Source organism: Brasilonema angustatum, assembly GCF_059505445.1.
This window is the reverse complement of the sequence record NZ_JCACKO010000019.1, coordinates 1-25,493: the sequence shown is the minus strand read 5'-3', so window position 1 is coordinate 25,493 and position 25,493 is coordinate 1. Positions and strand designations below refer to the sequence as shown.

The 25,493-nt window shown below is 41.7% G+C and carries 24 protein-coding genes and 1 pseudogene; 11 read left to right on the top strand and 14 right to left on the bottom strand.

From position 1 onward, the window contains the following. Positions 1 to 208 precede the first annotated feature (208 nt). From AC5JM2_RS04795 to AC5JM2_RS04775, 5 genes are all read right to left on the bottom strand, one after another. Complete coding sequence (locus AC5JM2_RS04795) at positions 209 to 1,393, bottom strand: acyl-CoA dehydrogenase family protein (RefSeq protein ID WP_495833774.1); 1,185 nt, start codon at positions 1,391 to 1,393, stop codon at positions 209 to 211. Between the two features lie 101 nt (positions 1,394 to 1,494). After that, complete coding sequence (locus AC5JM2_RS04790) at positions 1,495 to 2,367, bottom strand: ATP-binding cassette domain-containing protein (protein ID WP_495833773.1); 873 nt, start codon at positions 2,365 to 2,367, stop codon at positions 1,495 to 1,497. A 523-nt stretch (positions 2,368 to 2,890) separates the two neighbouring features. Further along, on the bottom strand, positions 2,891 to 3,727 hold the full coding sequence (locus AC5JM2_RS04785; protein ID WP_495833772.1) for an NADPH-dependent oxidoreductase: 837 nt from the start codon (positions 3,725 to 3,727) through the stop codon (positions 2,891 to 2,893). Positions 3,728 to 3,810: 83 nt separating this feature from the next. Next, positions 3,811 to 4,911 (bottom strand): sulfonate ABC transporter substrate-binding protein, encoded by a 1,101-nt coding sequence (locus tag AC5JM2_RS04780; protein ID WP_495833771.1) that lies wholly within the window; start codon positions 4,909 to 4,911, stop codon positions 3,811 to 3,813. A gap of 142 nt (positions 4,912 to 5,053) precedes the next feature. After that, on the bottom strand, positions 5,054 to 7,087 hold the full coding sequence (locus tag AC5JM2_RS04775) for an iron uptake porin (protein WP_495833770.1): 2,034 nt from the start codon (positions 7,085 to 7,087) through the stop codon (positions 5,054 to 5,056). 669 nt (positions 7,088 to 7,756) lie between these two features. On the opposite strand from AC5JM2_RS04775, the gene AC5JM2_RS04770 reads away from it, so the two are divergent. The 7 genes from AC5JM2_RS04770 (at position 7,757) to AC5JM2_RS04740 (ending at position 15,379) form a co-directional block, all read left to right on the top strand. Continuing rightward, on the top strand, positions 7,757 to 8,797 hold the full coding sequence (locus tag AC5JM2_RS04770; RefSeq protein WP_495833769.1) for an NADP(H)-dependent aldo-keto reductase: 1,041 nt from the start codon (positions 7,757 to 7,759) through the stop codon (positions 8,795 to 8,797). A gap of 524 nt (positions 8,798 to 9,321) precedes the next feature. Beyond that, positions 9,322 to 10,995, top strand: coding sequence for an FAD-dependent oxidoreductase (locus AC5JM2_RS04765; RefSeq protein ID WP_495833768.1), 1,674 nt, complete (start codon positions 9,322 to 9,324; stop codon positions 10,993 to 10,995). Between the two features lie 95 nt (positions 10,996 to 11,090). Then, positions 11,091 to 11,420, top strand: coding sequence for a 4Fe-4S binding protein (locus AC5JM2_RS04760; RefSeq protein WP_169153231.1), 330 nt, complete (start codon positions 11,091 to 11,093; stop codon positions 11,418 to 11,420). Between the two features lie 99 nt (positions 11,421 to 11,519). Further along, on the top strand, positions 11,520 to 12,539 hold the full coding sequence (locus tag AC5JM2_RS04755) for an ABC transporter substrate-binding protein (RefSeq protein WP_495833767.1): 1,020 nt from the start codon (positions 11,520 to 11,522) through the stop codon (positions 12,537 to 12,539). 76 nt (positions 12,540 to 12,615) lie between these two features. Then, the gene (locus AC5JM2_RS04750; protein WP_495833766.1) at positions 12,616 to 13,563 is read left to right on the top strand and encodes a D-2-hydroxyacid dehydrogenase; all 948 of its coding nucleotides are present in this window, start codon (positions 12,616 to 12,618) and stop codon (positions 13,561 to 13,563) included. A gap of 59 nt (positions 13,564 to 13,622) precedes the next feature. Further along, positions 13,623 to 14,597, top strand: a complete 975-nt coding sequence (locus AC5JM2_RS04745; protein ID WP_495833765.1) for a D-2-hydroxyacid dehydrogenase — start codon at positions 13,623 to 13,625, stop codon at positions 14,595 to 14,597. A 2-nt stretch (positions 14,598 to 14,599) separates the two neighbouring features. Next, entirely contained in the window at positions 14,600 to 15,379 is a 780-nt protein-coding gene (locus AC5JM2_RS04740) for a class I SAM-dependent methyltransferase (RefSeq protein WP_495833764.1), read from the top strand. 143 nt (positions 15,380 to 15,522) lie between these two features. Here the strand turns inward: AC5JM2_RS04740 and AC5JM2_RS04735 are convergent, their stop codons facing one another. Both AC5JM2_RS04735 and AC5JM2_RS04730 read right to left on the bottom strand, forming a co-directional pair. Continuing rightward, a complete protein-coding gene (locus AC5JM2_RS04735) occupies positions 15,523 to 16,299 on the bottom strand; it encodes a sulfite exporter TauE/SafE family protein (RefSeq protein WP_495833763.1) in 777 nt (258 codons plus the stop codon). A gap of 8 nt (positions 16,300 to 16,307) precedes the next feature. Further along, complete coding sequence (locus AC5JM2_RS04730; RefSeq protein ID WP_495833762.1) at positions 16,308 to 16,460, bottom strand: hypothetical protein; 153 nt, start codon at positions 16,458 to 16,460, stop codon at positions 16,308 to 16,310. A gap of 14 nt (positions 16,461 to 16,474) precedes the next feature. On the opposite strand from AC5JM2_RS04730, the gene AC5JM2_RS04725 reads away from it, so the two are divergent. Together AC5JM2_RS04725 and AC5JM2_RS04720 are read left to right on the top strand one after the other, a co-directional pair. Continuing rightward, positions 16,475 to 16,639, top strand: a complete 165-nt coding sequence (locus AC5JM2_RS04725; protein WP_495833761.1) for a hypothetical protein — start codon at positions 16,475 to 16,477, stop codon at positions 16,637 to 16,639. A 161-nt stretch (positions 16,640 to 16,800) separates the two neighbouring features. Beyond that, complete coding sequence (locus AC5JM2_RS04720; protein ID WP_495833760.1) at positions 16,801 to 17,868, top strand: NADH:flavin oxidoreductase/NADH oxidase; 1,068 nt, start codon at positions 16,801 to 16,803, stop codon at positions 17,866 to 17,868. Positions 17,869 to 18,004: 136 nt separating this feature from the next. On the opposite strand, the gene AC5JM2_RS04715 is transcribed toward AC5JM2_RS04720, so the two are convergent. The 4 genes from AC5JM2_RS04715 to AC5JM2_RS04700 all read right to left on the bottom strand — a co-directional run bounded on the left by AC5JM2_RS04715 (position 18,005) and on the right by AC5JM2_RS04700 (position 21,506). Beyond that, positions 18,005 to 19,168, bottom strand: a complete 1,164-nt coding sequence (locus tag AC5JM2_RS04715) for a glycosyltransferase family 4 protein (protein ID WP_495833759.1) — start codon at positions 19,166 to 19,168, stop codon at positions 18,005 to 18,007. A 489-nt stretch (positions 19,169 to 19,657) separates the two neighbouring features. Beyond that, entirely contained in the window at positions 19,658 to 20,719 is a 1,062-nt protein-coding gene (locus AC5JM2_RS04710; protein ID WP_495833758.1) for a glycosyltransferase family 4 protein, read from the bottom strand. Positions 20,720 to 20,979: 260 nt separating this feature from the next. Further along, positions 20,980 to 21,165, bottom strand: coding sequence for a hypothetical protein (locus tag AC5JM2_RS04705; RefSeq protein WP_495833757.1), 186 nt, complete (start codon positions 21,163 to 21,165; stop codon positions 20,980 to 20,982). An 83-nt stretch (positions 21,166 to 21,248) separates the two neighbouring features. Continuing rightward, positions 21,249 to 21,506: a hypothetical protein gene (locus AC5JM2_RS04700; RefSeq protein WP_495833756.1), complete on the bottom strand. Its 258-nt coding sequence runs from the start codon at positions 21,504 to 21,506 to the stop codon at positions 21,249 to 21,251. Between the two features lie 287 nt (positions 21,507 to 21,793). On the opposite strand from AC5JM2_RS04700, the gene AC5JM2_RS04695 reads away from it, so the two are divergent. Together AC5JM2_RS04695 and AC5JM2_RS04690 are read left to right on the top strand one after the other, a co-directional pair. Next, positions 21,794 to 22,510, top strand: coding sequence for a class I SAM-dependent methyltransferase (locus AC5JM2_RS04695; protein ID WP_495833755.1), 717 nt, complete (start codon positions 21,794 to 21,796; stop codon positions 22,508 to 22,510). A gap of 136 nt (positions 22,511 to 22,646) precedes the next feature. After that, a pseudogene (locus AC5JM2_RS04690) lies at positions 22,647 to 23,004 on the top strand (hypothetical protein). On the opposite strand, the gene AC5JM2_RS04685 reads toward AC5JM2_RS04690, so the two are convergent. The 3 genes from AC5JM2_RS04685 to AC5JM2_RS04675 all read right to left on the bottom strand — a co-directional run. After that, positions 23,001 to 23,972 carry a VOC family protein gene (locus tag AC5JM2_RS04685; RefSeq protein ID WP_495833754.1) on the bottom strand — a complete coding sequence of 324 codons (972 nt, stop codon included), beginning with the start codon at positions 23,970 to 23,972 and terminating at the stop codon, positions 23,001 to 23,003. The pseudogene AC5JM2_RS04690 and the gene AC5JM2_RS04685 sit on opposite strands and share 4 nt — an antisense overlap. Positions 23,973 to 24,056: 84 nt before the next feature. Then, positions 24,057 to 25,283: a chromate efflux transporter gene (chrA, locus tag AC5JM2_RS04680; RefSeq protein ID WP_495833753.1), complete on the bottom strand. Its 1,227-nt coding sequence runs from the start codon at positions 25,281 to 25,283 to the stop codon at positions 24,057 to 24,059. Continuing rightward, positions 25,223 to 25,493: hypothetical protein (locus AC5JM2_RS04675; RefSeq protein ID WP_495833752.1), on the bottom strand; the 271-nt coding region annotated here is incomplete at its 5' end. The genes chrA and AC5JM2_RS04675, both read right to left, overlap by 61 nt.

Here is a 25,493-nt window from a genome sequence, read left to right as displayed (position 1 = left end):
ATAGAAAGTAGTGCTAAGTAGAGGCGATCGCATGGACGACGTTACCGCTGTTCCTTCTGGTTTACCTTTAGGCATCGCCTAAATGCCAAGTATTAATTAGTGATTTTTTTTGATTATTATTGAGGTAATAAGGTGGGGATTACCCACCTTATAAATTTGCCATATCAGAGGATAACTAAGGCAAAACTTAAAAGCTAAAACTTGTTATTTAGGAGTATTGAGTAACAAGTGGAAATTCTTGGTTAAGTACCCAATTTCCGATATCTTTGAATTTGTAATCAATGGGGTCATGAAGTGTGAAAGTGCGTAAATCCCGCCAGTAACGGTCAAAACCATATTTAGTAGCAGTTGACCGAGTTCCCATGACTTCAAAAATTCGGTTAGTTATATTTAATCCAGTTTTGCTGGCAAATGCTTTGGCTGAGAAAACAGCGATCGCCACTTCTCCTCTTTCTTCAGTAGTCAGCTTAATATCTTTTTCCCAAGCTTGTTGTACTTTCACAACGGCTTGGTCAGCTAATAAAATAGCAGCTTCTAATTCTACCCACAATTCACCGTAGTGATGCAGGATATAAGGATCTTTTGTTGCACTATCTACGCCTGATGTAATCCAAGGCTTAGTAAGAGTTGTAGTGTATTGTTTGGCGGCTATAAATGCTCCTTGAGCTATTCCTAAATACACATAGGTTTTTGTCAGTTGAGCGATAATTCCCAGAAATGTACCAAAAGCACTATCAGGAGGATGAGGATATCCCAAAATTTCATCTTTCTTCACTAAAACATTGTCAAATGTAAACGTGTTGCTGTCGGTTCGTCGTTGCCCAATATTATCCCAATCCTGATTAGATACTACACCAGATCTATCTTTGGGAATGACAAATAATAAAGGAAATTCTACACCATCTTGCACGGCTGAAAATACCCGTAAATCGGCGGAAGCAATACCAGTACCAAAGCTTTTAACGCCATTAACGCGGAAATTTTCACCGTCTGGGCTAATTTTCAGGCGCGTATCTCGCGTGTTGATAGCGTTTGCCCAAAATAAATTATTCTGGGCAGTTTCTCGATAATATCTCTCTTTTTGTTCTGGAGTTCCAGAAACATGACCCAAAGCAGTTAAATTTAGATGATTGCCGTACAATTGCCCAATGGAACCATCAGCTTGAGATAGTTCTTTGACAATTTTTAAAGCTTCTATCCAAGTTCCGTCAGCACCACCATAGACTTTTGGTACGACTAGGGGAAGTAAACCACTTTCACGCAGTCTTTGTATTTCTAAATCTGGAATTCCTGCTTTGAGATCACGTTCAACTCCCGTGTTGGAGAGTTCTTGTAAAATAGAGGATGCAATTCCTATCCAATCTTTTGATTCTTTAACTAATAGTTGCACCATTCGTATATTTTATCCTTTTCTGATTTTTGTGAGTTGGTAGTTGTTAATTAATATTTCTTGAGTTATATCTCGCCTAGAACTGCAAGTCCTAGGCGAGATAGTCACAAAACTTTCTCCAAATGTTTTGGAATTTCTGCAGTAGGTGAATTCAAGAAAGATGAATGTTGTGGTTCCAACTCATGCAGGCGATCGCCCCTTGGGTGGATCCCTGCTTGCGCCTCGCGCTCTTGCTTACCCATCACCCGGTGTAAAATCTTCTCCACTGTCAGAGCAAGTAGCACATCTCCTCTAACTCGTGGACGTGGAAGATTAATCTGCAAATCTAAGCCAATTTGACCGTTTTCTATTAATACCACTCGGTCTGCTAGCACAACGGCTTCTTCCACATCATGGGTAATCAGCAATGCAGTAAATCCTTGCTCTTGCCATAGTTTCTCAAGTAATTGCTGCATTTCAATCCGCGTTAGTGCATCCAAGGCTCCCAACGGTTCATCAAGCAGCAACAAAGCAGGTTGACTTGCTAGCGCTCTTGCTAATGCGACCCGTTGGCGTTGTCCACCAGAAAGGACGGCGGGCCATTCATTTGCCCGGTCTTCCAGCCCCACAGCATGCAAGACTTGCAAAGCCGTTTGCCGTGCATACACCTTTGAGTTAGAACCTACTAAGCCTAACTCCACATTTGCTAGTACCCGCTGCCAAGGTAGTAATCGCGCATCCTGGAACATCATTCGGATACTTGGGTTAATACGATGACCTGAAAAGTTGTCATCTAACAAAACGCTACCTCCACTCGGAGCATCTAGTCCAGCAACTAGGCGCAGCATCGTACTTTTACCACATCCACTCCGACCGACGATGGCGACAAATTCCCCCGGCTGAATATCTAAGTCAATTTCTTGCAAAACTATTTTATTCCCAAAGGATTTTCGTAACCCTTCGAGTTTTAAATGCATTCCACGTTTTTCAGATTTCATCGCAAAACCTCGCTTTTTCGACCCCGTATCAGAACTGCCTCTATTGGCTAGAGAAACCTCGTATCAGAAAAGAAATACCAGCTAAAATACATTTATATGGTCTGTTCAATGTAGTAATTCTGGCTTTGCTCCGCTACATGCGTTCATCAAGACTAGTTACTTGAGTTAACCATCCGAAAAAGAATGTCATCAGCCAAGATCACAACAACACTTTTGAATTGACATTGTTTTCGCTCCTTTTTTGATTAAGTGTCTATAATCTCAAAACCTTTTCACAGAAGACACTTACATGGGATACCTGCCCAGTAATTGTCTATTAATTGATGTTTGGTTTTTAAAATACGGTTTAAAGGTAAAGAAACAGTATTTTATTTATAGTAGTCTCACACACTCAGCCGAAAAAGGCAAGTATCTTTTTATAAAAAAATGCCAAACTACGATTGATGTTGGCATTCCGCGCTTGTCTGGATAAACGCACGTTATATACTGATAGCTTTGGAAAACCCACTATCAATGTTAATAATCAACGCAATTCAAACCCCAAATTTTTTAAAGCTTCTCGCAAGCGATCGCGTCCCGATAAAGACTCAGCAAACGCCACTCGTTTAGCAGAATGCTCTGTCCAATCACCAGTAACATTCATTTGCTGGGAGTTGTAGAAGGCTTTCATCACCTGGTTATAAAAAGTAATTGACTCATCCTGTTGTGTTAATTTATAAGTCTCTCTGTGCAAAACAGCCCGCTGAGGTAAGCGTGGTTTAATCGCTGTCTCTACAGTGCTGTCGGCATAACCGACACATAATCCAAAAACTGCAAATACATGGGGTGGTAAGTCCAAAACCTCCGCAACAGCTTCTGGATGGTTACGCATCGCACCAATATACACCGTTCCCAAACCAAAAGACTCCGCCGCTACCACCGCATTTTGAGCCGCCAACGCTGCATCAATCGCCGCCATCAGGAACATTTCCAGATAATCTAAACCCTGATGGGGTAATCCGCGACTTTCTGCGATGTGGGTGAGTCTGGCTAAATCTGCCAACCACACCAGATACAGCGGACAAGATCGAATATGCGCTTGATTATTAGCTAATAGTGATAGCTTTTGCTTGCGGTTTGCATCTTCTACCGCTACTACACTCCATGTTTGGAGATTCGAGGAAGTAGACGCTGACTGCGCCGCTGCGACTAGCGTTTCTAGAGTTCCTGGTGGTAAAGTGTTAGGCAAGTAAGCACGAATCGAACGGTGAGATAAAAGAGAACTGATACAGTCATTCCCAGGCATATCTGTATTGACAGTGCCCCTTTGGGGCGGCGTATCGCCGTAACGATGATTAAGCAATTCGGTAAAATTGGTCATAATGTGTTGTCAGTAATCAAAGATCCAGATCAGTCCCTGATTCCCGACTTTTCTAAGAAGTTGGGAATCTTGTTCTAACCAAATTATACTTTCGGTGAAAAAGCAGCATATTGCTCTGGTGACAGTATTGCTTCTCTAACATTAATTTGTTTGGGAATCAATTTTAACTCATAGAATTTATCAGCGACTTTCTGCTGTAAAGCAATGAGATTTTCATCAATTGGTACAACACCAAAAATTTTTCGCTGTGTTGCGATTTTCATGGTTTCTAAATCAATTCCTAAGACAGGTGAAAGTGTTGCTGCAACTTCATTCCGATGTTGATCTGACCAAGATTCAAGATTTTTAATTTCTTCTAATATTGCTTTAATTGTTTCTGGATTATTTGTAGCAAACTTGCGACTAGCTAGATAATATCCTCCCTGTTTGTTGATTCCTGTGCCATCAATTAAAACACGAGCATTTATAGATTTTTGTGCCGCAGCATAAAATGGATCCCAAATTACCCAAGCATCCAAACTTCCCTTGACTAATGCAGCACGTGCATCAGCAGGTGGTAGAGATACAGGTTGAATATCACTGTATTTCAAACCAAATTTTTCTAAAATTTGTAAAAGTAGATAATGAGCGCTAGAACCTTTTTGAAAAGCAACCTTTTTACCTTTTAGGTCAGTTACTGTTTTGATCGGAGAATTTTTGGGAACAAGAATAGCTTGACCGGCTGGATTAGGTGCAATTCCAGCAATATAGGTTAATGAGGCTCCTGCTGCTTGGGCAAAAACTGGCGGTGATTCTCCAGTATGTCCAAAGTCAATACTGCCTACATTCATTGCCTCTAAAAGTTGAGGTCCTGCCGGAAATTCAATCCACTGTACAGATACTCCTTGAGGTTGAAAACGCTTTTCTAATACTCCTTTACTCTTGAGGAGAATTGCTGATTTTTGATAGCCAAACCTGACTACTGATGCTTTGGCTTGAGTTGAATTATTAGTAGATACAGCAGTAGTATTGCTTGCATTGTTGGCTGTGCAAGCGGCAAATAAAACGCTGAGGCATAAGCCAGTGAAAAAAGCCCCAGCGACGGGAATAGGTATAACCGGTAGTAGTTTGTTTTTCTTCGCAAATTGGAATACTCCGAATCTCTTCAACGCTGTCATAAATTGCTGATAAATTGAGCTAATCATCAGAATTTACCTATCGTAAGATTTTAAATTATACTGTAATTTTATCGATTTAAAGTAGTATAAGAGCTTTTTTCTTTAGCCCCTGGTCTCTAGTCCCTAGCCCGTTCTGTTGGCTAGAAACTAAAGGTCTAGTTTTTTAAGGTTAAAACTTGAAGGTGGTACGTAGCCAACCAACTACACTACCAGGATTGTCGGCATTAGAGTCCGGTGCAGTAATCCAGATTAAACCTGGCGTAATCGCAATATAATCGTTGATTTGATATTGGTAAAATGCCTCAACGTGTAGGGACGTATCCTTGTCCACTTGTCCAAGACCTGCTCCCAAATCTACATTCTTACTCAAGGCAGTCAGTTTCGGCTCCATACCGACGAAAAGACCGCCTAAACTACCTTTTTTAAAAAGATCAGGGAATGCCAGTCCTACCGCCCAGTCCCAGGCCTGACCATCTCCGACTCCCAGATAGCGGTGTGCTGAATAACCTACCCACCCATTGACTGCAAACTTGGGACTAATTTTATACAAAGCTTGTATGCCGTAAAGATTACCTACAGTTCCCCTTCCAGCCACGGTACTGTTTGCCAGGTTACTCCCGATTACTGGACCGAAGTTTGTCCCAGTTTGACCTATGGTGTTCGGTGGGCTGTAGGTATTGGCGTAAGTTAAAGCCACCCGAAAATCTTGACTGGGGGTGGAGTATGATAACTGTCCCAGAGCTACATACCTGCCTGAAAATAAGCCATTGTTAGGTGTAGGATTATCACCATTTATGGCGGTGTACGCTAACCCTAATTGCCACTGTTTACCGAATTGCTGGAGTATCGCAATTCCCGGACCAGTATCTCCATAATCATAGACCATATTCCGCCGTGCATATCGTGAGATCGCATTAGCAGCAGATCCTTCAAAATATGGATTGATAGGACCACTCAAGCCGATCTCAAAAGCTCCATCGGACTGGGGAAAAATGTTGACTTGGGTACTTTTAAAAGGTTTAAACTGATAACGAAGTCCAGAGATATAAACGTCATTGTTTGGATAAACAGGACTAGCATTATCAGAAGTTCTCCCGTCAGTGGTTCCGAGTAATCCACTTCTTGTTCCTCCTATAGGGGTAATATTTCCAGCTTGAAGTGTCACCCGTAGTTGATCAGTGCCGGTAAAACTGGTGTTTAAAAGTAGACGAACCCGGTCTTGAAATGTGATGACATGAGCTGCAGGTCTCTTGGTGACGACGTTATTGCCCGTCAGAACTCCCCCAATAACAGTCTCAACTTCACCTGTGAGTTTAGTTGTGGTGGAAAACTGACGTTGTTCAAGGTTTGCTGTCTGTACCTCTAGCGCATCTACTCGTCCCCGTAGTTGTGCCAGTTCTGCTCCAAATTGATTTTGTAGTGTTTGCAGGGTAACTAAGTCCTCTTTTCTGACCAGATCGCTTGTTCCGGCAGCAAGTAGCTCACTAATTCGATTTAGTGCTGCATTCAGCCCTGCGGCAAACTCGTAACGGCTCATTGCCCGATTACCCCGAAAGGTCTGGTCAGGATAACCCGCAATCACACCATACCGTTCTACTAACGATTGCAATGCCTGAAATGCCCAGTCGGTGGGTTTCACATCAGATAGCTGGGAGACAGAGTTAACCTGCCCTATTGTTACATCGCGGTTTGGTAGCTTCGACGAATCATTCTTGAGTGCAGGGTTAGCAGGGACAGAAGTAGGCGATCGCTTCCCATCCGATAGTTCAGAGACAGAAGTCTTTGGAGTGACCCCTGCATCGCCTGGTGAAGGGTTAGCAGGGACAGAAATAGGTGACAGTGAGGGCACTGATGAGGGTACTTGTGAGATCAGCGTAAAGCGATCCATTACAGAATTGCTGCTTTGGAGAACAGACCCTTTATATTGCTCAGGAGCGATTACCTTCGGTAGAGCTAGCGCCGATAGGCGTAGCCGTGCCGCAGGCATAGGGCGCGCTACGCAAACGCTTAACCCCCTTTGGGCGGGTCCCCTTGGGACCATCGCAGTACTCCTCACGGCAGATGACATTGATGAATCGGTAGATGAAGAATATTCAGGTGTATCTGCCCAACTTTTTGCAGGATTAAGAACTAAGACGATCTGCATATCTAGCAGCGAAATCAAAAATAGTATCCATCTAGAATTCCAACGAAATTTCGACATGACACTCCTCAACCTAAAAAGTGAATGAATTTACTCTAAATTCATAGAGAAAATTGGCAGAATCACTTGATACAATGCTTCTGCTAAATAGTCAAAAGGACTTAGTAATAACTTCGCTAGAAAGGTATCAATTTAAAAGAACAAAGCCAGCAATGAGCACTTACAGAAGCGAATTTAGGAGTCATAATTTATCTTGTACGCTTGCTACTCATAAAAAATGATGGCATAGCCGCCTAGGCCCTGTCGGGCTTCGCGTAGCATGCCTGAAGTAAGCCCACCACAAAATGACTCCAGCTTTGTATCTGGAAAATCCTCAACACATCATCAAAACTTTCCCCTCCTAGCGACGAAACTAGGTAAGAGAAAATAACTCTATGGCAATAACCAAATTACCTTATTGAAAAAATACGGTAATTTGGTTGAATTAATGTTGATTATCTTACTAGATAGCAGTCTTTGAGAAAAACTGTATATAGTGAGTATTTTTAGCTACATTTGATCTATAATTGAAAATTAGTCATCTAAGCTTGTTTCCGAAATGAATATCTGGTAATATCCATTTTTGAGATATTAACTCCGGTTAATCGGTAAGCTTACTGTATATTTAGTCCAAGTTTCGTTTTGTTACGTTTTTTTGCTAAAAGTAATCAAGATAATTAGTTCAAGAATATGAAGTACAACCAACTTGGCGAGAGTGACCTCAAGGTTTCTGAAATTTGTCTGGGAACCATGACTTATGGACAGCAGAATACCATTGAGGAAGCGCATCAACAGTTAGATTATGCTATTGCTCAAGGGATAAATTTTATTGATACTGCGGAAATGTATCCAGTACCGCCTCGTGGAGAAACTCAAGGAAAAACGGAAGCTTACATTGGCGAATGGTTGAAAAAACAGCAGCGGAACCAACTCATCATTGCCACAAAAATTGCAGGTCCCGGTCGTCCTTTTAAATGGCTGCGGGGAGGAAATCTCCAAATTAACCACAACAACATTAAGCAAGCGGTAGATGATAGTCTGAAGCGATTACAAACAGATTATATAGATTTGTACCAAATTCACTGGCCAGAACGCTATGTTCCCACCTTTGGGCAGACAGAGTACAAACCTGATTTGGAACGTGAAACTGTGAGTATTGCCGAACAATTACAAGCATTTGCAGATGTCATCAAAGCAGGTAAAATTCGCTATCTGGGCTTGAGTAATGAGACACCTTGGGGTGTTAGTGAGTTTGTTCATATTGCCAAACAGCTAGGATTACCCAAAGTGATCTCCATTCAAAACGCTTATAACTTGCTTAATCGTGTATTTGATTCAGCTTTAGCAGAAGTTTCTCGTTATACCAATGTTGGCTTACTAGCTTATAGTCCTTTAGGATTTGGTTTGTTATCTGGGAAGTACACAGACGATCAAAAACCAGAAAATACACGATTGTCTCTATTTCAAGGTTTTGGACAACGCTATTTCAAACCAAATGTAAATGACGCTGTAGCAGCTTATGTATCAATTGCCAGAAAATATAATTTGCAGCCTACACAATTAGCTTTGGCTTTCGTGCGGAGTCGGTGGTTTGTGAGTAGCACAATTATTGGTGCAACATCCTTACAACAACTACAAGAAAATATTAACAGCGTGAATGTAATTCTCAACCAAGATATTTTAGCAGAGTTAGATGCAGTTCATACACGTTATCCCAATCCAGCCCCTTAACAATTCAAAATCGCGTAGCGTTGCGTCAGCGTTGCGACGCAATCTCAAAATCACCGAAGTTCTGATTGCCGGAAGCCGGCGCTCAGACTTCTCTCAAAATAAAAGACATTTTCAGTTGGGGATTTAAACCCCAACTGAAACTGAAGCAATATCGCAAGCCCCCTATATCGTCAAAATTTAGAAAAAAAACGGTAATTTTTGAGATTTTGCTGATTGAACTTAAACACACTTGCATATTCACATATTAGTACTCGAAAAGCAAGCCTTATATTCTGATTCTTAAGTTTTATAAAAACTACCCTTGATTTTTTGAATAAATTGTGCAAGTCTTAAGAAACAGTAAAATACTGTAAACTGACATATTAACCGTATTTTATGGTAGTCTAGATGCTAGTACAACCAAAACTTACGTTAATAAGTTGTTCTTATTGCCATAATTGCTCTTAACAATTAGTTTTTTCATTGTGTTATTGTCCAAGTTTTTCTCTGGTACGTAAGAAGCGAATATTGAGGCGAGGAATTCAATGACCCAGAGTTCATCTACTATTAATATTGATGTTGATCCCAATTTACAGACAGATGTTCTAGTTATTGGCGGTGGTCCGGCTGGTACTTGGGCTGCTTGGAGTGCTGCATCTGCTGGTGCGAGAGTTGTTTTGGTAGATAAGGGTTACTGCGGTACCAGTGGATGTGCAGCAGCATCGGGTAATGGTGTGTGGTATGTAGCACCAGAACCCGAAAGTAGAGAAGCTGCGATCGCGAGTCGAGAAGCTTTGGGGGGATTTCTCTCCAACCGTGACTGGATGCAGCAAGTATTGAATCAAACTTACACAAACGTCAACCTATTAGCAAAGTGGGGTTATCCCTTTCCTGTTGATCAACAGCAAAAACCCTATCGACGCAGTCTACAGGGACCCGAATATATGCGCTTGATGCGCAAGCAAATTAAACGGGCGGGGGTAACAATATTAGATCATAGTCCCGCCTTGCAACTATTGGTAGATGCAGAAGGTGCTGTTGCTGGGGCAACGGGGGTTAACCGTCAGACTGGCAAGCAATGGGTTGTGCGTGCAGGTGGAGTAATCATTGCGACTGGTGGCTGTGCTTTTTTGAGCAAGGCACTCGGTTGCAATGTGTTGACTGGGGATGGATACCTAATGGCAGCAGAAGCGGGTGTTGAGATGTCGGGAATGGAGTTTTCCAACGCCTACGGCATCTCTCCCGCCTTTTCCTCTGTCACCAAAACCCTGTTTTACAATTGGGCAACTTTTACTTACGAAGATGGCACACCGATACCTGGTGCAGGTTCCCAACGAGGACGTTCAGTTATTGCTCAAACCCTGTTGACACAACCAGTTTACGCCATCTTGGATCAAGCGACTGAAGAAATGCAGGCACATATGCGGAAGGCACAGCCTAATTTCTTCTTACCTCTTGATCGCGCAGGTATCGATCCCTTTACCCAACGCTTCCCTGTTACCTTGCGTTTAGAAGGAACAGTACGTGGTACGGGTGGCATTCGGATTGTCGATTTTACCTGCGCCACATCAGTTCAGGGACTTTATGCGGCTGGCGATGCTGCCACACGAGAATTAATTTGTGGTGGGTTTACTGGTGGTGGTAGTCACAATGCAGCTTGGGCGATATCTTCTGGATACTGGGCTGGAAAATCTGCGGCTGAATATGCCCATAAGTTTGCTGGGTGGAGAACACAGCGTTCTGTTCAAGCAGTCGGTGAAGCGGGATTGACAAATGCTAGTCAACACCCTTCGGGTTCGTCAGTCACCTACGGCGGGAAACCCGCCTGCAGTGCTGCTCATCAAATCAACACCGAAGAAGTTATCCAAGCAACCCAAGCTGAAGTCTTCCCGTACGATCGCAATTATTTCCGCAACGAAAAAGGCTTGACAGAATCATTGCACAGATTAAATCACCTCTGGAAAGAGATTCGCACTAGTCAAGTAGACACTCACAACATTGTCCGGGTGAGGGAAGCAGCTGCAATGGTAGCCACAGCCCGATGGATGTACAGCAGCGCCCTACAACGTAAAGAGACTCGCGGTATGCACAAACACCTAGACTATCCAGAGATGGATGCGAACCAACAACACTATTTAACGAGTGGTGGTTTGGATCAAGTCTGGGTGAAAGCAACACCTCTACACCAGACAAAAGTCAAAGTGGGTGCTGCTGCATAATCTCAGAATTTTAAACTCACGCAAAGAAGAAAGTCAACAAAGAGGCTTTTGCAAATCGGGTTTTCCCAAGATGTTATCCCCAATCCAAAATCGACATGATTGAGTTAGTCAGTGAGTCGCGGTGCATTGAATGTAATCTTTGCGTTAACGTTTGCCCGACAAACGTCTTTGACAAAGTGCCAGATGCACCACCTATTATTGCTAGACAAAGTGATTGTCAAACCTGTTTCATGTGCGAACTGTATTGTCCTGTCGATGCTTTGTATGTAGCACCGCAAGTTGAACCTCTGGAGTCAGTGGACGAAAAATCACTTAAAGAAACTGGACTTTTGGGCAGCTACCGGAATAATATCGGTTGGGGACGCGATCGCACTAACACAGCAAAACAAGATTCAACTCATTTAATACTTAAGCAGTTGAAATAGCTTTCTCGCTTCTGTTTTATCTTCCTTAGTGAACTCTCAAGCTTCTGAGCGGAAACTTCCGCTCAGATTTTTCTCTTAATAATTTTTCTTGCATCAGTCATGATGACTAAGCATCTATCTTTTCTGAAATTTTCTACCCTAGCTGCAAGCTGCCTCCTATTATTCAGCAGTGCTTGCAGTTCCAGTCAAACGGTTTCACAAGCTGTACCTAAACCCAAAACCTCAGACACAGCTAAGACTTCTACCTTGCGTTTGGGTTTTATTAGTGTAAATCAGATCAAAGTACCCACAGGACCCACAGGCTGGGCAATCCATCAAGGTAAACTCTTACCCCAATTGCAAAAATTAGGGATTGCAGAAGTCAAAACAGTAAGTTTTCCGAATGGTCCCAACTTGAATGAAGCCTTGGTGGCGGGGGAAGTTGATGTAGGTATTTATGGGGATACACCTGCACTTGTCGCCAAAGCAAAAGGTATTCCTACGCGCTTAATTGGTCAAGAACAAGTCGGGATGAATGCTTGGTTAATAGGGAAGAAAAACGGACCGCGTTCCTTGGCTGAATTGAAGGGGCAAAAGGTAGCCACCTCAAAAGGGTCATATTTACATCGCTACTTGATTGGATTATTGCAAAAGTCCGGTCTTAGCGATCGCGTCACTGTGGTTCATCTACTACCTAGTGAAGCACAAGCAGCACTAGAACGGGGTGATGTGGCAGCGATCGCAGCAGCAACTGGTACAGGACCACTGTTAAAATCAAAGGGCTATCCAGTGATTGATGAAGCAACCAAACACCCAGACTTACCAGGAACCAGCGTAACTGTTGCGACAGAAGCTTTCTTAGCTAAACATCCAGATTTTCCGCAAAAGTGGAATCAGATTAAACAAGCATCTGTCAAAAATATCAAAGCGAATCCAGAAGCTTACTACAAGTTTCATACCGAGGTTTCAGGATATCCAATTGATGTGATCAAGGCTTCTTTCCCTGTAGAACAATTTCCGGAAGAACCCTTCCCGACTCGAGGATTGCAATTGTTGGAAGGTACAAAGAAATTTTTAGTCTCGCAGAAATTAGCTAACTCTGATTTTAAGTTGAATGATTGGATTGTGCCACAACAGTAAAAATGAACTTTAATTAGAGAAAGGGCACAAGGGATTTTTATACTTTCTTGTGTGATAATATTACTTTTTGTCAGTTATGAAAATTATCTTACCTGTAGAACTTGCTGATGATATTGAGCCATTGTTACCCTCAGAAATTACATCTGTACGTGTAGATCCTGATGGTAATTTTGATGGTGATCCTAGTGGAGCAGAAGTTTATCTCAACGGATTCAAGTTGAAAAGTACTACCCTGCACAAAGTTTTAGCAGCAGCACCTACAATTCGTTGGCAGCATACACCTAGTTCCGGTGTGAATCATATTCTCACACCCACATTTTTGTCACACGATATCATTCTTACCAATGGCTCAGGAGTTCATGCTATTCCAATCGCGGAATTTGTACTGAACTTCATGCTTTATCATGCCAAGAATGTTCAGAAATTGCAAGATTTACAAACTAATCACTACTGGCACAAGTGGTTAGAGTTACAGGAATTGTACAAAAAAACTTTACTTCTTATTGGAACAGGAAATATTGGTCAAGAAATTGCTCTGCGCGCTAAAGCTTTCGGAATGCAAATTTGGGGTAGTCGCCGAAATCCTGAACCATTAGCGAATTTCGATAAAATAGTCGGTGCGAATGAATGGAAAGCACTTCTTCCGGAAGCAGATTATATAGTCATTGCCACACCTTTAACACCGGAAACCAAAGGCTTGATTAATGCGGAGACATTACGGTTAATGCGTCCCACTGCCTATCTGATTAATATAGCTCGTGGTGCAATTGTGGATCAAGATGCTTTACTGACTGCTTTACGTGAAGGTTGGATTGCTGGTGCTGGATTAGACACTTTTGAATCAGAACCACTACCACCAGAAAGTCCCTTTTGGTCTTTGCCCAATGCATTCATCACACCTCATTGTTCAGCACTGACACCACAACTTCGTAGTCGCATTGTGAAGTTATTCCTCGACAATTTGACAAGTTATCGGAACAAAGAAAAACTACGTAACGTTGTGGACAAAAATGTAGGTTACTAATGCAAGAAAGCTGAATTAGACTACTAATATCGTTTGGCGTCGGGCTATTAACAATTATCATGAAACTCATTCTACCGATAGAAGCTGCTGATGAGCTTAAGCCGCATCTACCTAGCGATACAACATTTGTCCGGGTAGATATTGATGGCAATCTGGACGGTGATGCTACAGATGCCGAAGTCTACTTCAGTTGGCTTTATTATCTGAAACCCACAACTTTGCATAAAGTCTTAGAATCTGCACCTGCACTGCGTTGGCATCATGCACCGAATGCAGGTGTAAATAATGTCCTGACACCAAAATACTTAGAACGTGACATCATCCTGACTAACGGTGCGGGAGTTCATGCGATTCCCATTGCCGAATTTGTCATTGCTTATATGTTGTCTTATGCTAAGCAACTGCCAAGCTTGCACAAGCTACAAACTCAACAGCAATGGCAAAGAGGTTTTCAAATTGAAGAACTGCAAGATAAGACATTATTAATTATCGGTGCAGGCGGAATTGGGCAAGAAATTGCTGCCCGTGCCAAAGCTTTTGGGATGCGGATTTTTGGAAGCCGTCGTCACCCGCAACCATTACCAAACTTTGACAAAGTGGTGGGTGCAAATGAGTGGAAAGCACTCCTAAACGAAGCAGAATACGTAGTTATTGCTACACCTTTGACAAAGGAAACCGAGGGCATGATTAATGCAGAAGTACTGCGCTCAATGCGTGCCGATGCTTATTTGATAAATATTGCTCGTGGCAAAATTGTGGATGAACCTGCACTGTTAAAAGCGTTGCAGGAAAGTTGGATTGCTGGTGCAGCTTTAGATACGGTGTTTACGGAACCACTGCCACCAGAAAGTTCATTTTGGACGTTACCGAATGTTTTTATTACACCCCACTGTTCTGCTCATTCATCCAAAGTAAAAGAGCGATTGCCTACGGCAGAGCTACGCTTAACGCTTGCACTTTTTCTTGATAATTTAACACGCTATCGCCACGGAAAGCCCCTGCGAAATGTTGTGGATAAAAATGCTGGTTACTAATAATGACTATCTACAATTCCATTGGCAAAGTCTACTCTAATTCGCGTCTTCCCGATCTGAGAATTGTCAATTTTCTAATTGATTTACTCAACCTACCAAAGAAAAGTATTATTGCTGATATTGGTGCTGGTACAGGAGGTTATAGTCGAGCGATCGCTGAACGAGAATATTCAGTTTACGCTGTCGAACCTTCATCGGTCATGCGTTCTCAATCTGTCGAACATGCACAGGTAAAATATTTCGCTGGTTATGCAGAAAATATTCCTTTGGCGAATGCATCTGTCGATGGAGTAATTTGTATTTTAGCAACACATCATTTTTCTGATTTACACAAGGCAGTTAGAGAAATGCATCGAATTACGAAAAAAGGAGCATTAGTTTTTCTGACATTCGACCCTCGACTTTGTGAAAAGCTTTGGATAGCTGACTATTTTCCTGTATATCGTGACTATGATTTTCGTGTTTTTCCACCGATCAACGATGTTGTTGAACTCATTCAAAGTCATACCCAAAGAAGCGTTGAAATTTCTACTTTTAAACTTCCCCATGATTTAACAGATATGTTTGCTGCATCTGGATGGAGACGACCAGAAATATATTTGAATCCGGAAGTTCGTGCGAATATATCAGCTTTGGCTTTAGCTGATGCAGATGAAGTTGAACAGGGAGTTATCAGACTTAAAGAAGATTTGTCAACTGGAAAATGGAATGCGAAATATGGAGAAATCAGAAATTTCTCAGAAATTGATGTCGGTTATCGCTTTTTGTGTGCGAGGAAGTGAATTTGATCAGTGCCCAAGCTTGTTTTCTCTTCGTCGCTGCTGTGTTAGGTGGAGCATTGACTTCTGTTGCTAGTGGTATCGTAACTATCATTTTTTTGCGCTCGCCCTGAGTAGTTTTAACAAAGACTCAATCGCATTAATAGTTAGTTTGTTTGAGGTGCTTTTTGCTCTTGTTTATAGAGTGTTACGAAGGCAAGAATAGTTATTGCTGTCAGATAGATACGTTTCAACCAGGCGTTACTTAATCTGAGTGTAATACGCGCTCCAATAATTCCACCAAAGAACATAGCGATACCAAGAATAAAGCCTAGTTTGTAATCCACAATTCCCTGCATCATGAAAATTATGGTAGCAACAAGTGAGGAAAATATATTGATGAGTTTAGTAGTAGCTATTGCCTGGACAAATGTCATGCGAAATAGCATTATGTAGGCTGCTGTCAGCAGTGTTACATAGCCGCCACTGAAAAAGCCTCCATAGATACCAAATATGAAGGTAGCCGCATATCCCGTTATTTCTGCTACTTGTGAAGGCACTCCCTCTATTGGCACTATTCCGGCATCTCGGTTGACGATTGAAAACACAGCAACTGCAATCATTGAGATAGAGATAATAAACGGTATTGATTTTGACGGAACAATAAAAACAAGTAATGCTCCCAAAATTGAACCGAAGAGCGTTAGTAATATCAGTAGTGGTAAGCGACGACGATCAATCACTCCTTTCCCAAGAAAAGGCAATGTGCCACCAACGCTCATCAAGGTTAATGCCAGCATATTAGTAGCAAGAGCAGTGCGCGGATCAATACCAACCTGAAACATTATAGGTACGGTAATTAGAGAAGTACTACCAGTAATGACGCTGATAATGCTTGCTATCAAGAAAACTCCAATCAGAATAAATATTTGGATAACAGTCATAAAAAGTATCACTCGTCATCAGCAATTATCGCCTGAATTGTTACTATTAAACCATTAATAGTCATAAAGTTAATCGAATTACCGTTGTTTACTGGCACAAGTGCGGCTAGAACACCAAACAGAGTGTCCCGCGTCTGTCTGAAGCCCAAATCTACAATCAACGATCTAAAATCCTATGTCTGACGCTACCATTCTTAAACCTTTAGAAGCAGAGCAATGGTTTGTGGATAGTGTTGACTTACGAGAGTTTGTTGCCACTGCTAGAGATATACGCGATAAGCCTTTATGCTTTAAGCTCCGCTTATGGCACCACACACAATCCTACCCTAACCCTCGGTGAACTCCTTAATTGTTGACTTCTAAGCAAGCGATTCTATGAGAGAATCTCTACAACAGTCCTGCAGTTAGATGACACCTAAAGTTTTGATCAGACAACATAAATTCTCAGGAGCAATCTGTTCCCGCACACATGACTCAATTTAGTGAGATTTCATCCTTACCATGACAGATCTATTTACACCCCTAACAATTGGCGCAGTGACTTTTCGCAACCGCATCGCAGTTTCGCCAATGTGTCAATATTCCAGTACAGATGGTTATGCTAATGATTGGCATCTGATTCATCTAGCGAGTCGTGCTGTTGGTGGTGCAGGTTTAGTTTTCACTGAAGCCGCAGCCATCGAACCAGGAGGACGAATCAGTCCCCAAGATTTGGGTATCTGGTTGGATGAGCATATTGAGCCATTGGCAAAAATTGTTAGGGCAATTCATAACTTTGGGGCGATCGCAGGTATTCAACTTGCTCATGCTGGTAGGAAAGCCAGTACTGCACCACCTTGGGAAGGAGGAGAAGTTTTAGACACATCCAACGGTGGTTGGGATCCTGTAGTTTCTAGTAGTGCTATTCCTTTTAGCGAAAACCACCCTATTCCGGAAGTATTAAACACAGAAGGCATCCAACAGATTATAAATGACTTCGTACAAGCGGCTCAACGTTCACAAGAAGCTGGGTTTAAAGTCATTGAAATCCATGCGGCTCATGGTTATCTCTTACACCAATTTCTCTCGCCTCTAAGTAACAAACGCAACGATGAATATGGCGGTAGTTTTGAAAATCGCACTCGTTTGCTAAGAGAAGTCGTTCAAGCGGTGCGAGAAATCTTACCATCAGATTATCCCTTGTGGGTAAGAATTTCTGCAACAGATTGGGTAGAAAATGGCTGGGATATTGAGCAGAGTATCGCCTTAGCAGAGAAACTGAATTCCTTCGGTGTGGATTTAATTGATACTTCTAGCGGTGGTTCTGTACCCAACGCCAAAATTCCCTTTGGCCCTGGTTATCAAACTGAGTTTGCCGCAAGAATCCGCCACGAGGCAAACATCCTCACAGGTGCTGTCGGTTTAATTACATCTCCAGAACAGGCGGATCAGATTATTCGTACAGGTCAGGCAGATATTGTTTTAATAGGACGAGAGATGCTACGCAATCCTTACTGGGCGTTATCTGCTGCCAAAAAACTGCGACAGGAAAAATTTTCACCTGTTCAGTACGAGCGGGCTTGGCTTTAATCGTGTCGTATCATATCATTTCCGCTTGCGTCGATGCGTCGAAGTGATCCGATATTTAACCCTGAAAAACTCTGTGTTTCAAAAAGACATATGGCGTGCTCTATGGCGTCAGCCATAGAGCGAATCAGTAGAGGCGTCAGAGTCCTGTACTGAATCCTTGATGAGCGTGGTCTTCGATTAGTGGTGCAGTCACAATCTCCCCACTAATCGCTTCTGACTCCTGAGTTCTGACTTGTTTTTCAACTTCAAACTGTTTAAGCTCTTTTGTGATGTAATTTACGTAGTGGTCACTATTATGCCGATTTAGAGCTAATTGATAACCACGTTCAGCTAAAGCATCAGCTTCTTGAGGGTTATTCAACAAATAGGTAATAGCTTGTTTTAAGCCTTCAACATCTTCTGGCTTAACCATCATTACCGCATCAGTTTCTGCTATATATTGATCGAGTCCAAGAGTGTGAGTGACTATCACAGGACGCCTACACGCCATTGCTTCCATCAATGCCTGTATTCCTGCACCACAATTACTTTCAAAGACGCTGATCACAATAATATCTGCATCCCGATATAGCTGAACTAACTCCGGCCATTCATAAAATCGGCGTGACATATTTCGTGGTAATTTTTCCGGAAAAGCTCGTTTTAATAAAAGTGCATCGTTGGAGAAACCGCTGATTTTCACATCAACATCTAGATTTGCTGTTGCTGCTGCCAGAGTTTTGTAATCACGTTGTTCTAAACCAACACTAGCGATCATTGGACGCGACTTCTGAGGTGAAGCAGACTTAGGTGCAAAGAATTTGAGATCGGTTTGCTCCCAAACAAAATGAACACGAGATGCAGGTAGATTTAGGTAATCGCGTAAAAAAGTAACTTGGTGCTTGCTACAGGCTAAAAACAAATCGATCTTGCTGGCCAAGTTAAATAACTTTAGTGCTAAGCGTCCACGAGGTCGATCAATATTGTGAAAAAATACTACAATTTTGGGGCGGTTGCGCTTAAACCCACAAAGTGTTGCTATTTGAATACCTCCAGCCTCACTATTGCAGAATACTATGTCATCCGATTTAAGTCGAGATGATAAAGCACGTGCCATCGCCCAATACTCTGGCGAACCTGCTATTTTGGAAAGAAGTTTGTCCACAAAAGAACCTTGATATCCTTCTGGTGTATGAACGCTGGCATTGAGTCTTTGCTTTAAGGCCCACATTACATGCCTAGGACGTTTATTGTTCTCGGCTTCGGTAGTAATCTTCTCAAGGTCAATAGAGTGATGCAATACGATGTGATATTTTGTCATAAATATTACACTCAATATTAAGTTTCATGAAAGAAAAAGATTAAGCCAGGATGAATATTCAACAAGGCTTTTCCACTCAGTCATCTGTAGCAGTTAGATTCAGTTAACCAGTAACATTACGTATCATATAAACAACTTGCACAGTTTGTCTATGAGATTTTTTGGGGTAATGAAAGGGAAGCTGTTACTAAGAGCAAAGTCTACTAAAATTCTTGCCCAGACAGTTTTTTCTGGGCAAGAATGTTTTTTCCCAATCTCAAATGCTCAATACTAAGAAAAGTTTTTCACTTCCCAGTTATCGTCAAAGAAGCGATATGAGATGATGCACACTCTTGACACTGCATAGGGATACGCGCTAGTCGCGTCTCTTGCTTTGCGCAATCTCCCTAATTCATATTTCTATTCTGCAACACCCAAGATTTTATCCTGAAAAACTCTGCGTTTCAAAAAATATACACGAAAACTTCAAGTTCCACTCAAAAATTAATCTCAACCTTCAAGCTGTTTAAGCTCTTTTGTGATGTAATTTACGTATTGGTCACTATCATGGCGACTTAGAGCTAAACGATAACCACGTTCAGCTAGAGCATCAGCTTCTTGAGGGTTATTCAACAAATAAGTGATCGCTTGTTTTAAATCTTCAACATTTTCTGGCTTAACCATTATTACCGCATCAGTTTCTGCTATATATTGATCGAGTCCCTGAGTGCGAGTAACTATCACAGGACGCCTACACGCCATTGCCTCCATCAATGCCTGTATTCCTGCAGCATAACCATTTTCAAAGATGCTAACCACAATAATATCTGCATCCCGATATAGCTGCACTAAGTCCGGCCATTCGTAAAATCGGCGTGACATATTTCGTGGTAATTCTTCAGGAAAAGCTCGTTTTAGTAAAAGTGCATCGTTGGAGAAACCGCTGATTTTCACATCAACATCTAGATTTGCTGTTGCTGCTGCCAGAGTTTTGTAATCACGTTGTTCTAAACCAACACTAGCGATCATTGGACGCGACTTCTGAGGTGAAGCAGACTTAGGTGCAAAGAATTTGAGATCGGTTTGCTCCCAAACAAAATGAACACGAGATGCAGGTAGATTTAGGTAATCGCGTAAAAAAGTAACTTGGTGCTTGCTACAGGCTAAAAACAAATCGATCTTGCTGGCCAAGTTAAATAACTTTAGTGCTAAGCGTCCACGAGGTCGATCAATATTGTGAAAAAACACTGCAATTTTGGGGCGGCTGCGCTTCGCGCCACAAAGTGTTGCTATTTGAATACCTCCAACCTCACTATTGCAGAATACTATGTCATCCGATTCAAGTCGAGATGATAAAGCACGTGCCATTGCCCAATGCTCTGGCGAACCTGCTATTTTGGAAAGAAGTTTGTCCGCAAAAGAATCTTGATATCCTTCTGGTGTATAAATGCTGGCATTGAGTCTTTGCTTTAAGCTCCACATTACATGCCTAGGGCATTTATTGTTCTCGGCTTCGGTAGCAATTTTCTCAAGGTCAATAGGTCGATGCAGTACGATATGATATTTAGTCATAAATATTACAAAAAATATTACTTTTCATAAAATAAAAATATGAAATCAGGATATTCAATAAGGTTTTTTTACTAGGTTAGCAGTAGCGGTTAGGTTCAGTTGATCAATAACATTACATATAATAGAAACAGCTTGCACCGTTTGTCTATGAGATTTTTTGGGGTAATGAGACGCAAGCTGTTACCAGAGGCATAAAATCCTTGCCCAAACAGTTTTTTTTAGGAGTACGAATGCTTTTTTCCAATCTCAAAAGCTCGATACTAACAAAAGTTTTTTATTGCTGCATAGAATAGATATTTATACCATTGGTTTGCAAATCCCCACCAAATGAGTGTGATGTCGTCACTGGCGACGTTAAGCATAGTTCTGCCGTAGGCAATCGCCATATCTATACCAGTACCAATTGCTATGCGTACATCAGCTTGAGCTAAAGCTGATGCACTCAAACAGCTTAAAGTTTTAAAAGTGGCTTATTCTAGAAATGCTTGTCTAAGAGTAAATGCAAAAATAAATTCCATCATCTATCTTGCTAATTTCTCCGATTACCTTGCCAAACTATTTCTTTGACATTAATTTGTTTCGGTATCAATTTTATTTTGTAGAAGGCATCAGCAACCTCTTGCTGTTTAGCAATGACTTCATCGGCGATGGGAAGTACACCATAATCACGCCGCTTTTCTGCTATCTCTAAAATATCAGCATTAATACCTAATACAGGCGAGAGAAATTTAGCAACTTCAGCTGGATTACTCTTTGCCCATTCACTGACTTTATTTACCTCTTCCAAAACTTTTTTTAAGGTATCAGGATGAACTTCGGCAAAAGATTTGGCAGCAAGATAATAACATTGACGAACACAATTAGGCGATCGCCTTCAGGCGCAGTGCATGAGCATCGCTCTTGCGCGCCCTTAGCGGTTCTCCTTAAGGATATCGCCTAGAAATGCAGTTAACTGTTGCTTTGTGAAAGCAAGCTATGGAATTATTAAGATAATACTACTAATTTTATATAAGATTACAGTATTTTTTGGCTAAGATGTATAAAAATTTTGACTAGACCAGATCAAAAGGGACAATGACAGATAAAATTATTCAAGAACAAATTGCCTACTATCGCGCCAGAGCCAACGAATATGATGAATGGTTCTATCGCCTTGGTCGTTATGATCGCGGTGAGGAAGTAAATGGGCGCTGGTTCAACGAAGTAGATGTTGTTAGACAGGCTTTACAGCAAGTTGGACAAACCGAGGAAATCTTAGAGTTAGCCAGTGGAACGGGAATCTGGACACAAGAGCTTTTAAAGATTGCTAAGAAAATTACTGCAATAGATGCTTCTCAAGAAGTGATTGAAATTAATCGCAGCAAGTTAAATTCACCCAAGGTGAAATATCACCAAATTGATTTATTTACCTGGGAACCCAATGCTGAATATGATTTAGTATTTTTCTCCTTTTGGTTATCTCATGTACCGCCAGAATTACTAGAATCATTTTTAACAAAAGTCTATAAATCTGTTCGTGTTGGTGGACAAGTTTTTATTGTTGACTCGCGCTTTGAACTTACATCCACGGCTAACAACCATATTCTTGATGATACCGGCAGTATATATATAAGTCGGATGTTAAATAATGGTCAAGAATATCAAATTGTAAAAATTTTTTATCAGCTAGATGAACTGCAAAACAAGCTGACAAAAGTCGGTTTTAAAGCTAATGTAAAAGAGACAGAAAACTATTTTATCTATGGAAGTGGGAGGAAGTTTTCGAATCAAACTAAAGAGCAGAGTTTGTAGCTTCAATTGGTGAATTATGAGTCTGTTTGTCTGGCAAAATCCCTCATAAAATCGCTTATAACTTTTAAACAATGACAAAGCAGCCAGACCTTATTATCCTAGAGCAAAAGCTATTTAACACAGCACCAATGCGGTCATTTGTCAGCCCGCAGACAAAGCGATCCTATCAACCAATTTAATCTTAGTAGAGGGTTATGCAATCGCAGGCGGCGTTAAGCGTAGCTCTGCCGTAGGCAATCGCCAAATTGAAAGAGTTGAATTATCACTGGATTTGGGTACAACCTGGGTACAAGTACAATTGCTAGAGAAACCACAACCACCGGACGTGGCAATTTTGGCAACACCAATTGCAACTACAATCAGATATAACCGAATTAATTGTCCGAGCTTGGGACTCGCAAGGGAACACCCAACAGCAAAACCTTGAACAAGTTTGGAATTTCAAGGGTTACATGAACAACGCATGGCATCGAGTTAGGATTAACAAGAGTTAATAACCCACGATCGCCCAGCGTATCTTATCCGGTGACACTAAACCAAATGAAGGCTCCCCAAACTCATTCGGCACGATGGGAGTCACTGACGTAGCGTTGCTGGCACTAACGCGCTCGTGGAATTGAGAAATGTCCTCAACTCGATAAGTAAATAAACTCAAACCCAGCGAACCTGGTTGCGCGTATTCAGATTTATTCGGGGTATGGTAAAGCGGGCTGTAGACTTGTAAAACTCCGGCGATCGCTTTGGGTGAAGAAAAAACAGAAAGATAAAATTCTTGTCCCTTTTCTAGCATCAAAGTCTGACGAGTGGAAGGATTTTGATAACCAGATTGCTTACCATTCCACTCCATTGGCACAAGTCCAAAAACTTCGGTGTAGAAAGAACTTAAGGTGTGGTCATCAGTAACTATACTGGAGTGAGTTCCCTCGCTTACCAAGAGTGGGGAACTCGGATCAATCGTGCCGTAACCAGGGCGATTATAGTTGTATCGTTGGAAAAACGCCTGTCGCGTCTGGGAACCAATGACAAACATTTCCCGCACTCCGACAAAGCGGTTATACAAGCTTTTTCCTTGATTGCCGATGCCTTCGATAGCGCGGATTGGTTCAGTATATATCCAGTTTCCTCCGTGAGATTTATCATCAGTAAAAGCATCGGCTACTTGGTAAATATCTTTTGTCAAAGAAGCGAACCAACGGCTACCCACCACCACGGGTAAGGTGTTATCTAAACCTTCGTTACGCGGTTCTGACCACCACATAAGCCGTACCAGTCCGTGTTCCGACGAGTTACCATTTTGCAATCTCAGCGATGTCAAATTCGATGCATGACCGTAAAGCAACTTTGCCTGCGCTGCTTCCAATTGTCCCTTTTTGACCTCTTGGTAGCCAAACTCAGCCCAATATTTTAGGCTAATCTCAATATCATTCGACCCGATGCAGTTCTCAAAAATTCCACTAATCATCTTATTAATTAAAATAAATAATCAAAATTTTTCTGGTTAAGGTGAGTTCATTAGATATCCCACTTTGTCAAGGTGGGAGAGTCTTTACTGAAGTATCGCACCGTTCAAAAATCGTGCCACAAATCCCACGAATCCACCCCCAAAAACTAACCAAGCTGAGTTGATTTTGAAGCGAAAAACAGCAATTAAACTCAGGAGTGTCAATACCACAGTCAACCAATCTATAATTGTAGCGCGTCCCAAGGTATAGGTAACTACTGCCATCAGTCCCAAAGAAGCTGCATTTACTCCATCTAAAAAACTACTCACCCAAGAAGATTGACGTAGCTTAGGAACCCAAGGGTTAATAATCCATACCAAAACAAAGGCAGGCAAAAAGATACCAATCGTTGCGGCGATCGCTCCTGCATGACCTGCCAATAAGTAGCCAAGAAAAGTCGCTGTGGTAAATACTGGACCTGGTGTAAACTGACCAATAGCGATCGCATCTAAAAGCTGTTGAGAAGTCAGCCAATGATTCTGTTCTACGAGTTCTCTTTGTAAGAAAGCTAACAGTACATAGCCACTACCGTACAACACCGAGCCGATTTTCAAGAAGAACAAAAACACCTGGAGCGAACTTACAGAAGTAGCGACTGCTGCACCTCCTGTCTGTCCCATAACTAAAGAAATAGGTAGTAGCCAAGCTGCTGATGTTCTATTGTTCTTCTGCCACAGATTTTTTAAAAACATTACCCCTAGCCCAGCCAGCAGTAGCAACAGCAGTTCATCCATCTTGAGAAAAAAGGCAACAATTACGGCTATTGCAGCAAGAGTTGTTGAAATATCCTTGATAGCTTTTTTACCCAACAGCCACACTGCTTGTACGACGATGGCAATAATTACGGGTTTAATACCATAGAGTAACCATTCAACTTGAGGAATGGTTTGGTAGCGAGCATAAATGGCTGCCAAAATCCAAATAATGATCATAGCAGGTAAAATGAAGCATGAACCAGCAATAAGCAGTCCAAGCCATCCAGCTCTTTCATACCCAATATGAATTGCCAACTCGGTAGAATTCGGACCAGGTATCAGGTTGGTTATACCTAGCAAATCTAAAAGCTTCTCGCGGCTCAACCATTGGCGACGAGTCACCACTTCTGAATCCATCATTGCGATGTGGGCTGCTGGACCTCCAAAGGCGATCGCGCCCAATTTAAAAAAAACAAGCGCTAGTTCTTGGAGTCGTTGTTTTTGTTGTTGTGGATCTAATTCAGCATAAGGAATTGACTGTGCAGCCAACTGAGTATCTTCACCATTTTGAGACATTGGTTCCAACCTTCTTTCTGATGAAATGGATCGTTCATATCTCCCTCGTTGCTAAATATAGCTAGATTCGACTGCAAATCATATTCCAGGAGTCTGTCCACCATCAACAAGAATCTCTGCACCAGTAATTGAAGAAGCAAGATCGGAAACCAAAAATATCCCTCTTCTGTCACTTTCCGGGTATTCTGAATAAAAGAATCATGGATAGAA